Origin of the sequence: Nonomuraea sp. NPDC049129, from assembly GCF_040648495.1 — a bacterium.
Classification (GTDB): domain Bacteria; phylum Actinomycetota; class Actinomycetes; order Streptosporangiales; family Streptosporangiaceae; genus Nonomuraea.
On the sequence record NZ_JBEZDU010000007.1, the window covers coordinates 539,290 to 552,208 of the forward strand.

The 12,919-nt window shown below is 70.7% G+C and carries 11 protein-coding genes; 7 read left to right on the top strand and 4 right to left on the bottom strand.

The genetic code is table 11. The annotated features are described in order from the left end of the window. Positions 1–95 precede the first annotated feature (95 nt). On the top strand, positions 96–1,202 hold the full coding sequence (locus tag AB0B64_RS25220; protein ID WP_225295762.1) for a nitronate monooxygenase family protein: 1,107 nt from the start codon (positions 96–98) through the stop codon (positions 1,200–1,202). 51 nt (positions 1,203–1,253) lie between these two features. On the opposite strand, the gene AB0B64_RS25225 is transcribed toward AB0B64_RS25220, so the two are convergent. Next, positions 1,254–2,063, bottom strand: coding sequence for a crotonase/enoyl-CoA hydratase family protein (locus tag AB0B64_RS25225; protein ID WP_358179984.1), 810 nt, complete (start codon positions 2,061–2,063; stop codon positions 1,254–1,256). A 192-nt stretch (positions 2,064–2,255) separates the two neighbouring features. Here AB0B64_RS25225 and AB0B64_RS25230 point away from each other — a divergent pair, with 192 nt between their 5' ends. The 5 genes from AB0B64_RS25230 to AB0B64_RS25250 are packed head-to-tail and all read left to right on the top strand — an operon-like array spanning position 2,256 to position 8,451. Next, the gene (locus AB0B64_RS25230; protein ID WP_357949326.1) at positions 2,256–3,806 is read left to right on the top strand and encodes an acyl-CoA synthetase; all 1,551 of its coding nucleotides are present in this window, start codon (positions 2,256–2,258) and stop codon (positions 3,804–3,806) included. Next, positions 3,796–4,692: an OB-fold domain-containing protein gene (locus AB0B64_RS25235; RefSeq protein ID WP_358179987.1), complete on the top strand. Its 897-nt coding sequence runs from the start codon at positions 3,796–3,798 to the stop codon at positions 4,690–4,692. Before AB0B64_RS25230 ends, AB0B64_RS25235 begins: the two co-directional genes overlap by 11 nt. Beyond that, the gene (locus tag AB0B64_RS25240; RefSeq protein WP_357949332.1) at positions 4,692–5,711 is read left to right on the top strand and encodes a thiolase domain-containing protein; all 1,020 of its coding nucleotides are present in this window, start codon (positions 4,692–4,694) and stop codon (positions 5,709–5,711) included. The genes AB0B64_RS25235 and AB0B64_RS25240 overlap by 1 nt, the downstream gene beginning before the upstream one ends. Before the next feature lie 2 nt (positions 5,712–5,713). Then, a complete protein-coding gene (locus tag AB0B64_RS25245; protein ID WP_357949334.1) occupies positions 5,714–6,862 on the top strand; it encodes a thiolase domain-containing protein in 1,149 nt (382 codons plus the stop codon). Then, the gene (locus AB0B64_RS25250) at positions 6,862–8,451 is read left to right on the top strand and encodes an acyl-CoA synthetase (protein WP_358179990.1); all 1,590 of its coding nucleotides are present in this window, start codon (positions 6,862–6,864) and stop codon (positions 8,449–8,451) included. Before AB0B64_RS25245 ends, AB0B64_RS25250 begins: the two co-directional genes overlap by 1 nt. Here AB0B64_RS25250 and AB0B64_RS25255 read toward each other — a convergent pair. The 3 genes from AB0B64_RS25255 to AB0B64_RS25265 form a co-directional block, all read right to left on the bottom strand. Next, positions 8,409–10,439 (bottom strand): hypothetical protein, encoded by a 2,031-nt coding sequence (locus tag AB0B64_RS25255; RefSeq protein WP_358179993.1) that lies wholly within the window; start codon positions 10,437–10,439, stop codon positions 8,409–8,411. The two genes, AB0B64_RS25250 and AB0B64_RS25255, sit on opposite strands and share 43 nt — an antisense overlap. A gap of 173 nt (positions 10,440–10,612) precedes the next feature. Continuing rightward, positions 10,613–11,245, bottom strand: coding sequence for a LysE family translocator (locus tag AB0B64_RS25260; RefSeq protein ID WP_357949343.1), 633 nt, complete (start codon positions 11,243–11,245; stop codon positions 10,613–10,615). Positions 11,246–11,365: 120 nt separating this feature from the next. Further along, entirely contained in the window at positions 11,366–12,226 is an 861-nt protein-coding gene (locus tag AB0B64_RS25265; protein ID WP_358179996.1) for a LysR family transcriptional regulator, read from the bottom strand. Between the two features lie 92 nt (positions 12,227–12,318). On the opposite strand from AB0B64_RS25265, the gene AB0B64_RS25270 reads away from it, so the two are divergent. Next, positions 12,319–12,849 (top strand): cysteine dioxygenase family protein, encoded by a 531-nt coding sequence (locus AB0B64_RS25270; RefSeq protein WP_357949348.1) that lies wholly within the window; start codon positions 12,319–12,321, stop codon positions 12,847–12,849. Positions 12,850–12,919 lie beyond the last annotated feature (70 nt).

A 12,919-nucleotide genomic window follows, 5' to 3' on the forward strand; every position in this document is an offset into this window, starting at 1 on the left:
CCCTGTCCGTTTGTGTGGTTATTTGTCGGACCGACGAAAAGTTCTAGTACTAGAACACGTTGCAGTTTCTTCGCCGCCGGTCGTATTGTCGGCCCATGCGGACACGTGTCACGGACATGTTCGGAATCGAGCTACCGATCTTCGCCTTCAGCCACTGCCGCGACGTGGTCGCCGCGGTCAGCCGGGCCGGCGGGATGGGCGTTCTCGGTGCCCTCTACTTCACCCCAGAAGAGCTCGAAATGGAGCTCAAGTGGATCGACGACCACGTCGACGGCCACCCGTACGGCGTCGACGTGGTCATGCCCGCCTCCTACGAGGGCGCCGACTTCGCGCCCGAGGAGCTGGTGGGCCGCCTGCAGACGATGGTCCCGGCGGGCCACCGGCAGTTCGTCGAGAACCTCCTGGCCGCCCACGGCGTGCCGCCCCTGTCCTCGGACGCCGACGCGGGCAAGGTGCTGCTCGGCTGGACGGACGTCACCGCCCGCCCGCAGGTGGAGACGGCGCTGCGGCACCCGATCGCGCTGCTGGCCAACGCGCTCGGCCCGCCGCCCGCGGACGTGGTCGAGCTCGCCCACTCGCACGGGGTCAAGGTCGCCGCCCTCGCCTCCACCCCGCGCCACGCGCTCAAGCAGGTAGAGGTCGGCGTGGACGTGGTGGTGGCGCAGGGCACGGAGGCCGGCGGGCACACCGGCGAGATCTCCACCATGGTCCTGATCCCTCAGGTGGTGGACGCGGTGGACGTACCGGTCCTGGCGGCGGGCGGCATCGGCAACGGCCGCCAGATGGCCGCCGGCATGGCCCTGGGCGCCGAGGGAGTCTGGACCGGCTCGCTCTGGCTCACGGTCGAGGAGGCCGACACTCCCGAGATGGCCAAGAAGCGCATCCTGGAGGCCACCTCCCGCGACACGGTCCGCTCGCGCAGCTGGACGGGCAAGCCGGCCCGCCTGCTCAAGAACGAGTGGACGGACGCCTGGGAGTCGCAGGAGTCGCCCGGGACGCTGCCGATGCCCCTGCAGTTCATGCTGGTATCGGACGCGCTGCGCCGCATCGGCCGCTCGGACGCCGCCGAACTGGCCACCTTCCCGGCCGGCCAGATCATCGGCATCACCAACCAGGTCCGGTCGACGCGCGACGTCATGTACTCACTGATGGAGGAGTACGCGGAGGCCACGGAACGCCTGGGCCGCATCACCGGCGACTGATCCGCCGTCAGAGGTAGCGGGGGAGTCCCCGCTACCTCGGCGCCGTCGTGCTCAGTGGCCCTTGTAGGTGGCCGCCCGCTTCTCCTTGAAGGCCCTGGCGCCCTCGCGGGCGTCCTGGGAGCCGATCACCGGCCAGCCGATCTCGTCCGAGACCTTGAGGGCCTCCGGCTCCGGCATGCCCAGCGTGTCCCGGTACGTGCGCAGGATCGCCTGCACCGCGAGCGGCCCCGAGGTGGCGATGTCGTCCGCGATCTCCCGCGCCACCGCCAGCGCCTGCCCGTCCGGTACGACCCGGTTGACCAGGCCCATGGACAGGGCCTCCGCCGCGGTGATGGAGCGGCCGGTGAGCAGTAGGTCCATGGCGTGGCAGTACGGGATCTGCCGGGGCAGGCGGATCGCGCTGCCGCCCATCGGGAACAGCGCCCGCTTGGCCTCGAACAGGCCGAGCGTGGCCGACTCCGCCACCACCCGCAGGTCGGTTCCGACCAGCAGTTCGGTGCCGCCCGCCACCGCGTAGCCCTCGACCGCCGAGACGATCGGCTTGGTCGGGAGGTCTTCGCGGAGCAGGCCCTTCCAGTGGAAGTTGGGGATCTGGGCGGCCCGCGCCTGGACGTCGGCGTCCGTCGAGGGCTGCCCCATGGCCTTGAGGTCGGCTCCGGCGCAGAAGGTGCCCTCCGCGCCCGTGAGGATGGCGGCCCTGACCTCCGACTCAGCCGACACGTACGCCCAGGCCGAGGCCAGGCCGATCAGCATGTCGGAGGAGAGCGCGTTGCGCGCCTCCGGCCGGTTCATGGTGACGATGACGACGTGGCCGTCGCGTTCGACTCGGCAGTGGGGGGTGCTGATCGGCAGGAGCTCCACGGACGCCTCCAGGTAACGAATCAAGCGCTTGTTAGGCAGCGATCCTACCCTGTGGCGAGCCCGCGGACGATGATGGCGGCACGACCTCGATCAAGCGCTTGCTACGACTCCGGTGCCGGGATACGCTGCCCAGGCAAAACGAGAACAAGTTCTTGTTTATCGGGGCCTCGGACCACCTGAAGAGGAGTTTCGATGGGCACGCTCGGTTTCTGGAGACTGGCGCAGGCGGATCCGGACTGGATCGCGTGCGTGGACCCAGACGGTACGGAGCACCGCGCGGGCGACCTCCTCGCCCGGTCGAACCAGTTGGTGCACGGCCTGCGCGAGCTCGGGCTGAAGCCGGGAGACGGCGTCTGCGGCCTGGTGCCGAACGGCGTGGACGGGCTCGTCCTCTACCTGGCCGCGTTACAGGCCGGCTGGTACTACACGCCGATCAACTGGCACCTGACCGGGCCCGAGATCGCCTACATCGTGGCCGACAGTGAGGCCCAGGCGTTCTTCGTGCACCCCAGGTACGCGGCCGAAGGAGCCAGGGGCGCCGAGGCCATCGCGCCTGAGCGGCGCTTCGCCGTAGATGATGGCGATATTTCGGGGTTCCGGCGGATCAGTGAGCTGACCGACGGGCAGCCGGACACCGCGCCCCCCGACCGTACGGCCGGGTTGACCATGCACTACACCTCCGGCACGACCGGCAAGCCCAAGGGCGTCCGGCGGCCACTGAACGGGCTCGACCCCGACGACGCCGCCGAGATGCTGTCGTTCCTGCCGGGCCTGTTCGGCATCACCCGGGGCCGGCCGAACGCGCACCTGATCACCTCGCCGAACTACCACACCGCCGTCACCCAGTTCGGCGGCACGGCCCTGCACATGGGCCACACCCTCGTCTACATGGACAAGTGGGACGCCGAGGAGATGCTCCGCCTCTGCGAGAAGTACCAGGTCACGAACTCGCACATGGTGCCCACCCACTTCAAGCGCCTCCTGGCACTGCCCGAGGAGACCCGCCACAAGTACGACCTGTCCTCGCTCAAGTGGATGATCCACGCGGCCGCCCCCTGCCCGGTGCCGGTGAAATGGGCGATGTTCGAGTGGTGGGGCGACTGCGTCTACGAGTACTACGCGGCCACCGAGGGCGGCGGCACCCTGGCCACGCCGGAGGGCTGGAAGGCACACCCGGGCACGGTCGGCTCCGCCTGGCCGATCAGCGAGCTGCTCATCGTGGACGACGCGGGCGAACCCCAGCCGACCGGAACACCCGGGACGATCTACATGAAGATGCTCGGCGCCCGGTTCGAGTACAAGGGCGACCCCGCCAAGACCGCCGAGAACCAGCTCAAGGACTACTTCACCGTCGGCGACATCGGCTACCTGGACGAGGACGGCTTCCTCTACCTGTGCGACCGCAAGGCCGACATGATCATCTCGGGCGGGGCGAACATCTACCCCGCCGAGATCGAGAACGAGATCATGATCCACCCCAAGGTCGCGGACGTGGCGGTGTTCGGCATCCCGGACGAGGAGTGGGGCGAGCAGATCAAGGCCATCGTCGAGCCCGCGCCGGGCTCGGCGCCGGGTCCCGAGCTCGCGGCCGAGATCCTCGCCTCGCTGGAAGGCCGCCTGGCCAGGATGAAGTGGCCCAGATCGATCGACTTCATCGAAGAGATGCCCCGCGAGCCCAACGGCAAGCTGCTCAAACGCAAACTCCGCGCACCTTACTGGGAGGGACACGACCGTGCCATCTGAACCGCTGGTGGCGGAGCACGTACTGGAGTTCCCCGGCGGCTACGCGCGCACGACCGGGCCGGTGATCGGACGCTTCCTGACCGAGCTGCGCGGCGGCCGGATCGTCGGCGTGCAGACCGCCGAGGGCAAGGTGCTGGTGCCGCCGCTGGAGTACGACCCCGCGAGCGGCGAGGCCGTCACGGAAGAGTTCGTCGAGGTCGGGCCCGCGGGGACGGTGACCGCGTGGGCATGGGTGGCCGAGCCGCGCGAGAGCCACCCGCTCGACCGGCCGTTCGCCTGGGCGACGATCAAACTCGACGGCGCCGACACCGCGCTGGTGCACGCCGTCGACGCGGGCAACGCCAAGGCGCTGCGGATCGGCAGCCGGGTCTGGCCCGTCTGGCGGAGCGAGCGTACCGGTCACATCACCGACATCTCCTACTTCGCGCCGGAGGTCACGAAGATCGTGTCCCCCGTGCGGGCCGAGTACCGGCTGCAGGTGGGCGGATCGCTGCTGACCTTCCTGGAAGGCGTCGAGCGCGGCGTGTTCCTCGGCGGCCGGTGCCCCAGCTGCGAGAAGGTGTACGTCCCGTACCGCGTCTTCTGCCCGGCCTGCGGTGGCCCGATCGCCGACCAGCTCGAATTACCCGACACCGGCACGATCACCACGTACGCCATCAACAACCTGCCCGACCCGCGCGCCCCCGAGGTGCCCTTCGTCTCCGCCTACATCCTGCTCGACGGGGCGGACATTCCCATGATCGCTTTGGTCGGTGGCGTCCCGGCGCACGAGGTGCGGCAGGGCATGCGGGTCAGGGCCGAATGGGTGCCCGAGGGTGAGCGGACGAAGTCCATGGCCAACGTCCGATGGTTCGCCCCCACCGGCGAGCCGGATGTGGAGCTCTGATGCGTGAGGTAGCCGTCGTCGCGTTCGCCCAGACCCGCCACACCGACCATGACGGCGGCCTGAGCGAGCCCGAGCTGATCCTGCCCGTCATCAACGAGGTCAAGGAGTCGACCGGGCTGAAGCGGTTCGGCTTCACCTGCTCCGGCAGCTGCGACTACCTCGCGGGCGCGCCGTTCTCGTTCGTCTCCGCGCTCGACGCGCTCGGCGCGTGGCCGCCGATCTCCGAGAGCCACGTGGAGATGGACGCGGCCTGGGCGCTGTACGAGGCGTGGGTACGCCTGCAGCACGGCGACATCGACTCCGCCCTGGTGTACGGCTTCGGCAAGTCGTCGCTCGGCGACCTGCGCGAGATCATGACGCTCCAGCTGGACCCGTACTATCTGGCGCCGCTCGGCCTCGACCAGCTCTCCTTCGCCGCCCTCCAGGCCAGCGCCGCCGGCGCCGAACGCAAGGAGCTCGACGAGATCGTCCGGCGCAGCCGGGCCGACGGCCGGAGCAACCCGTACGCGCTCGACCTGCCCGAGGACGTCGGCGACGAGTACGCGGTCGAGCCGATCAGGAAGTCGGACGTCGCCCCCATCACGGACGGCGCGGCGGCGATCGTCCTGGCGGCCGGCGACCTGGCCAGGGAGCTGTGCGCCAAACCCGCGTACATCAGGGGCATCGCGCACCGCATCGAGCCGCACTATCTGGGCACCCGCGACCTGGCCCGGTCGGTCTCCGCGGCCGACGCCGCACGGGCCGCGGGGGTCGGCAAGGGGCCCGTCGAGGTGGCGGAGCTGCACACGCAGTTCGCCCACGAGGAGCCGATCCTGCGCCGGGCGCTGGAGCTGCCCGACGGCACGGTGATCAACCCGTCCGGCGGCCCGCTCGCCGCCAATCCGGTCATGGCCACCGGCCTCATCCGCATCGGCGAGGCGGCCCGGCGCATCCACGACGGCACGGCCGCCCGCACGCTCGGCCACGCCGCCGGCGGCCCCTGCCTGCAGCACAACCTTGTGACCGTCCTGGAGGCATGAAAATGGGCAACAGGTGTGCTGTGATCGGCGTCGGTCAGACGCACTACACGACCAAGCGCAGGGACGTGTCGATCGCCGGGCTGGTCCGCGAGGCGGCCGTCCGGGCCCTGGAGGACGCCGGGCTGACGTTCAAGGACATCGACGCGGTCGTCGTCGGCAAGGCGCCCGACCTGTTCGAGGGCGTGATGATGCCCGAGGCGTACCTGGCCGACGCGCTCGGCGCGGCCGGGAAGCCGATGATGCGCGTGCACACCGCGGGCAGCGTCGGCGGCTCCACCGCACTGGTCGGCGCGAGCCTCATCCAGGGCGGGGTGCACGACCGGGTGCTGGTCGTGGCGTTCGAGAAGCAGTCGGAGTCCAACGCCACCTGGGCCCTGTCCACCCACCTGCCGTTCAGCGCGTCGCTGGTGGTCGGGGCCGGCGGCTACTTCGCGCCGCACATCAGGGAGTACATCCGCAGGACCGGCGCGCCCGAGCACGTCGGCCACCTGGTGGCGGTCAAGGACCGGCTGAACGCACTCAAGAACCCCTACGCCCACCTGAAGATCCCCGGCATCGACCTGAAGATGGTCGAGTCGACGCCCATGCTGTGGGAGCCGATCCGCTACCTGGACACCTGCCCGTCCAGCGACGGCGCCTGCGCCATGGTCCTGTCGTCGGAGTCGGCGGTCACCGGCACGCCCGCGTGGCTGCACGGCACGGCCATGCGCTCCGAGCCGATCTTCCGCGCCGACCGCGACACGGTCAGCCCGCAGGCGGGCAAGGACTGCGCGGCCGACGTCTACCGGCAGGCGGGCGTCACCGACCCGCGCCGCCAGATCGACGTGGCCGAGGTGTACGTACCGTTCTCCTGGTACGAGCCGATGTGGCTGGAGAACCTGGGATTCGCGGCCGACGGCGAGGGCTGGAAGCTCACCGAATCCGGCGCCACCGCCCTCGACGGCGACACCCCGTGGAACGCCTCCGGCGGCGTGCTGTCGAGCAACCCGATCGGGGCGTCGGGGCTGATCAGGTTCGCCGAGGCCGCGCTCCAGGTACGCGGGATGGCGGGGGAGCACCAGGTGGACGGCGCCCGGCTGGCGCTCGGCCACGCGTACGGCGGGGGAGCCCAGTTCTTCGCGATGTGGATCGTCGGACGGGAGAAGCCCTGATGGAGTTCAACCACGCCGACCTGTTCGAAGGGATCGTGGACGCGGTCGGCGACCGGACGGCCGTCGTCTGCGACGACGAGCGCCGCACCTTCGCCGAACTGGACGCCGAGGCGAACCGGATCGCCCACTACCTCCAGGACCTCGGTATCAAGCCCGGCCAGCACGTCGGGCTGCACCTGTACAACAGCATCGAATACGTCGCCGGGATGCTCGCCGCGCTGAAGATCCGGGCGGTGCCGATCAACGTCAACTACCGCTACGTCGAGGCCGAGCTGCTCTACCTCTACCGCGACTCCGACATCCGGGCGCTGATCTACGACGTGGAGTTCGAGCCGCGGGTGGCGGCGGTCATGGGGGAGGCGCCCCTGCTGGAGCACCTGATCTCGGTCGGCGGCCAGTCGTCCGTCGCGACCGCGGTGCCGTACACCGAGGTGCTGGAACGCGGCGCGCCCACGCGCGGCTTCGAACCGCGATCCACGCAGGACGTCTACATCATCTACACCGGCGGTACGACCGGCATGCCCAAGGGCGCGATGTGGCACGTCGAGGACCTGTTCGTGGCCTTCGGCGGCGGCAACCCGTACGGCGCGCCGCTCCCGACCCCGCAGGCGGTGATCGATCAGGCGGCCGCCGCGAACCCGCCCATGGTGATGATGGCCGCCGCGCCGCTGATGCACGGGGCCGCGCAGATGGGCACGTTCGTCAGCTGGTGGATGGGCTCGACCGTGGTCTACGTGCGCAAGTTCAGCGCCGACGCGGTGCTGCGGGCGCTCGCCCGCGAAAAGGTGGCCACGCTGAGCATCACCGGCGACGCCATGGCCAGGCCGCTGGCGGAGGCGTTGGAGAGCGGCGACTACGACACGTCCTCACTCATCGCGCTCAGTTCGACCGGGGCCATCCTCACCGGATCCGTACGCGACCGGCTGCAGCGGGCCCTGCCCAACGTCATGATCCTCGACAGCTTCGGCTCCACGGAGTCCGGCTACACCGCCTCCGGGGTGGCGGGCTCCTCACCCGAGGCGGGGCTGCGCTACCAGCCGAACGCCACGTCCGGACTCGCCGTGCTCGACGAGAAGCTGCGGCCCGTCGAGCCGGGCTCGGGCGAGCTGGGCACGGTGGCCAAGTCGGGGCCGATCTCGTTCGGCTACTACAACGACGCGGAGAAGACCGCCCGTACGGTCGTCACCGACGCCGAGGGCACCCGATGGCTGCTGACCGGCGACCTGGCCAGTGTCGACGCCGACGGCACCGTGAACGTCTTCGGGCGCGGCTCCCAGTGCATCAACACCGGCGGGGAGAAGGTCTTCCCCGAAGAGGTGGAGGCGGTGCTCAAGGGGCATGACGCGGTCTTCGACGCGGTGGTGACCGGGATACCGGACGAGCGGTGGGGCAACCGGGTGGCGGCCGTGGTCGAGGCGCGCGAGGGGGTGGCGGTGACGGCGGACGAACTGGACGCGCACTGCAGGCAGCGGTTGTCGGGGTACAAGGTGCCTCGTACGTACGTGTTCGTGGACGAGATGGTCCGGTCACCGGCGGGCAAGGCCGACTACCGGTGGGCTCGGCGACAAGCGGAGTCCGGCGGCTCGTAAGCCCCGGGTTCAGCGGCTCGCGCCTCTTCCGCCTCCTCGCGGCGGCTCAGCTCGGCCTGGCAGAAGTCGAGCCGGGCCTGGGCCACGGCGCCGAGCAGGTCGTCCTCGATCACCTGGGTGCCCCGGTGCAGCACGACGCTGGCCTCCAGCACCCGCCCCGCCTCGATCAGGGCGTCTCCGAGCATGAGCAGCCCGTTGGCCAGATGCCCCATGAGGACCGGATCGCCGGACGCGAAGCGCTCCAACGCCGCCACCGCCTCACCCAGCGGCCGCACCGCGTCGGCGTGCCTGCCCTGGCGCATGAGCGCGGTGGCTTCGGCCTGGGACCAGGCGATGGCCTCCAGCGCGTCGTGCGGCCGGTGGAGAGCGGCCAGCGTCGCGCCCAGGACCGCGTACGTCATGGCCGCGCCGACCGGCTCGTCCAGCTCGTCGCAGAGATCGGCGGCCCGCTCGACCTGCGCCAGCGCCTCCACGGCCCGCTGCCGTCCGAGCAACGACCTCGCGTAGACGCACAGGCAGCGCACCAGCGTGCCGCGTTCCACGTCCCCATCCGTGTCCCCCAGCAGCGGCCGGAGTGCGACCTCGACCTGGTCGCCGAGTCGCGCGGACGGCTCGGCCGCCGCCTCCTCCAGCAGCCCGTCGAGCCGGGCGGTGAGCAGCGACCGCAGCGCCGACCGTACGGCGGGCCGCTCGCTCGACCGCCGCAGGACGTCCAGCATCCGCAGGAGGTGCTCGCCCGTCCTGGCCGGATGGTCGTGTACGGCCAGCACGAGCGCGTCCAGACCTTCGGTCTCGGCCAGGAACTGCTCAGCCACGACCTCCGGACCCAGAGGCGCCAGTCTCCCCTGCGGACCAGACCGGCCCGGGAAGAGCCGGGCCAGCCAGTCGCCCAACGCCAGACCGCGGTCGTACGTCTGGGATCCGGGCACCGCCGACAGCAGTTCCCGCAGCTCTTGGCGGGTGGGTGTGGTGAGCGTGACCAGGGCCACCGCCTGCCGGGCCGTCACGGCGTCCACCGGCTCGTGCCCGTCGGGCCATACCGTCATCCACTGCTGCTGCTCGTACATCAGGAACCGGCTCAGCAACTCCCCACCCTCGACGTCGTCCCCGCGCAGCCGCATCAAGGCGGCCAGGTGCACGCGCAGCGGATCGCCGTACCCCGGATCGTCGACAGCGGGCAGGACGGCGCGGGGCGACGCGAACGCCCGCATGGCCGCCGCCGCGTGCCCGACCCGCTCGGCGGGCGTCAACGGACGGTCATCAAGCCGGACGGTGACGCTGCCCAGCTCATTCAGCTCCTTCGGCAGGCCACCGACACCAGGCAGGCTGCTCAGGTCACCCATGCCACTCACGCCAGGTCCGCCACTCAGGCTAGGCCCGCCAGGCCCGTCGGGCGCGCCTGGTAAGCCGCCGACACTGGGCATGCCACTCGCGTCAGGCGCGGCGTTGGCGCGGTGCTCTGTACGGTCGGCGGCGGCCAGGACCAGGCGACGCCACCACTCGCCGTCGGCGGGCTCGCGGGTGAGCAGCAGGATCCTGACCCGGCGACGGCGTCGCTGACCGGCGCCGAGGTGTCCGATGAGTTCGCCGATCGCCGCCGCCCACGGTTCCGGGTGGTCGACGGCGAGGAGGGTGGGGCGGAGTACGTCGAGGCGGGTGGCGCAGGGGTAAGGGGTGGTGAGGAAACCGGCGTCCCAGCCGACCTCGGCGAGCTCCGTGCACAGCTCGCCCGCCAGCCGGGTCTTACCCGTGCCGCCCCGGCCCGTCAGCACCGCGATCGACAGCGGTGCCGGGTCGTCGGCCCAGGCGCGTAGCGTCGCCAGCTCCTCGCGGCGCCCCAGGAAGGGTACGACGGCGTGCTCCGGCACCAGCAGCGGCCAGTCCGGGCAGTCGGGCGGCAGCGGTTCGCGGGCGCGCCGCAGGAGGCTCGGCAGAGAGTGGACCTCGACGACGCGCTTGACCCCGAGGCGGTGCGGTGGCCTGTCCATGGGGCCCGCCTAGTCGCTACGTCCCGATGTGTCGTCCCCCGACGAGGGTGCCACCATTATCCCATCCGGGCTCGCCCCCAGGCAGGAAATTGCCCCGCTTACTATGTCTCCGCACCCGTGACCAGGGCGGCCAGGTGCTACGGCTTCTTGCCTGTGACCAGGGCGGTCAGGTGCTACGCCTTCTCACCCGTGAGCAGGGCGGCCAGGCCGAGGTAGACGAGGCCGCTGCCGATGTCGAGGCGGCGCCGCGCCCGCGTGGAGCGGCGGACCCGGCCGGCCAGGGCCGAGGAGAGCAGCGCGTACGTGCCGTCGGTGGTCATCCCGAGCCCCATCCAGACCAGCCCGAGCACCAGGATCTGCGGCGCGACCGGCCCCGCCGCCGGATCCGTGAACTGCGGCAGGAAGGCCAGGAAGAAGATGGCGGTCTTGGGGTTGAGCACGTTGACCACGAAGCCCTCCCAGAACATCCGCCGCTTGGAATGCGTCTCCACCTCGACCGCTTCCTCGGCCGAGGCGGAGGTCCGGTTCATCAGCTTGCGCACCCCGAGCCAGACGAGGTAGGCGACGCCCGCGTACTTGATCACGGTGAACGCCGTGGCGGAGGCGGCCACCAGCGCGCTGATGCCAAGGGCGGCGGCGACCACGTGCACCACCGAGCCCGTGTGGACGCCGAGCACCGAGACCAGGCCCGCCGACCTGCCTTGCGCGACGCTCCTGGTGACGATGAACAGAACCGCGGGACCCGGCACCAGGAGAAGGGCCAGGGTGGCCGCGCAGAAGAGAGCGAGCGTCGCGAAATCCGGCATGTCGCTCATGGTAGGCGTGCGCCCCTCGCTGCAGTCAACGGGATTCCGCGCCGTCACGCCGTCACGACACGATGGATGGCAGGCGCCCTCGCTGCTGCCAACCGATTTCCGCGCGATGGGTCAGACGCTCTCCACCAGGGCCGACAGCAGCGCCTCTGTGGCCGGCGGGTGGGGCGGGTCGCCGTAGACCGCCGCGTACACGTGCCTGATGGAACCCGGGATCGGGGCCACCTCCACGTCCGGATGCCGGTGCGCGCTGAGCGCCAGTCCGGGCAGCACAGTGGGCCCCATGCCCGCCGCCACCAGCGCCTGTACGGCCACGATGTCGTCGCTGGTGAAGGAGATCCGCGGCTCGAACCCCGCCTTGGCGCAGATGTCGAGCAGATGGCTACGGCACCGGTCACACCCGGCGATCCAGGGGTCCCCGGCGTGTGCCCCCAAATTCCCCGAGCCGCCAGAGAACACCAGGTAGCTCGGGTCGTCGAGCAGGTGGATCATCTGGATCCCCGGGTCCTCCGGCGCCGTGTCGTCGTAGCGGAACATCACCGCCACATCCACCCGCCCGCTCCGCAGCAGCCGGAGCGCCTCCGGCGGCTCGGTCTCCGTGAGGTGCAGCCGCAGCCCGGGATGCGAACCCGCCAGCCGGGTCGCCGTCCTGGGGATGAAGGTGCCCAGCGCCGAGGGGAACGCGGCCAGCCGGGCCCGCCCCGAGCGCAGCCCCACGTGCGCGGCGAGCTCGTCGGCGGTGGCGTCGAGGCGGCCGATGATGTCGTCGGCCCGCGTGGTGAGCAGCTTGCCGGCCTCCGTGAGCCGGATGCCCCGCCCGACGCGCTGCACGAGCTTGGCGCCGGTCTCGGCTTCGAGACGGGCGAGGTGGTGGCTGACCGACGGCTGCGAGTAGTGCAGCTCCTTGGCGGCGGCGGTCAGCGAGCCCGTACGCGCGACGGCGACAAGGACGCGGAGCCGTACGACATCCAGCATTCATCAACCATATCTATTGATGAGCCACAAAACTTCTGTTGGACCTATGGATCTCGACGTAGCACTGTAAGAGGGGAGAGAGGGAGGCAAACATGGACACGGTGCTGATTCGGCCGGGGCTCGACGCCCTCGTGTCGGACATCGGCGACATCACCGCCCGCCGTCTCGCCCCGAGGGAGACCGCGTTCGCGGTGGCGGATCTGCTCCGCCCGCGGCTGCCCGGGCTCGACCTGCTCACGGCGGAGGAACGAGCGGGATCGCCCGAGACGTACGTGTCCCAGGCGCTGTACGCGTGTGACGATTTCTCGATCGTGACGGTCGTATGGCGGCCGGGCCAGTACACGGTGATCCACGACCACGTGTCGTGGTGCGCGTTCGGCGTGATCAGCGGGATCGAACACGAGACGCTCTACCGGGACATGGGGGACCACCTGCTGGAGATCGGACAGGCCGCCAACCTGCCGGGAGAGGCCAGCGGGTTCGCGCCGCCCGGCGACATCCACAAGGTGATCAATGTGAGTGACGAGGTCGGGGTGTCGGTGCACGTGTACGGGGCCGACGTGAGCAGGCTCGGCAGCAGCGTGCGCCGGGTCTACGACCTGCCCGTCAGGACGCCGGCCTAGTCACCGGCTCTCACCGATGAGTTTCCACCTGCGGAGCGGTCAGTACCCGGGTAGGCCCATCGAGGAGAAG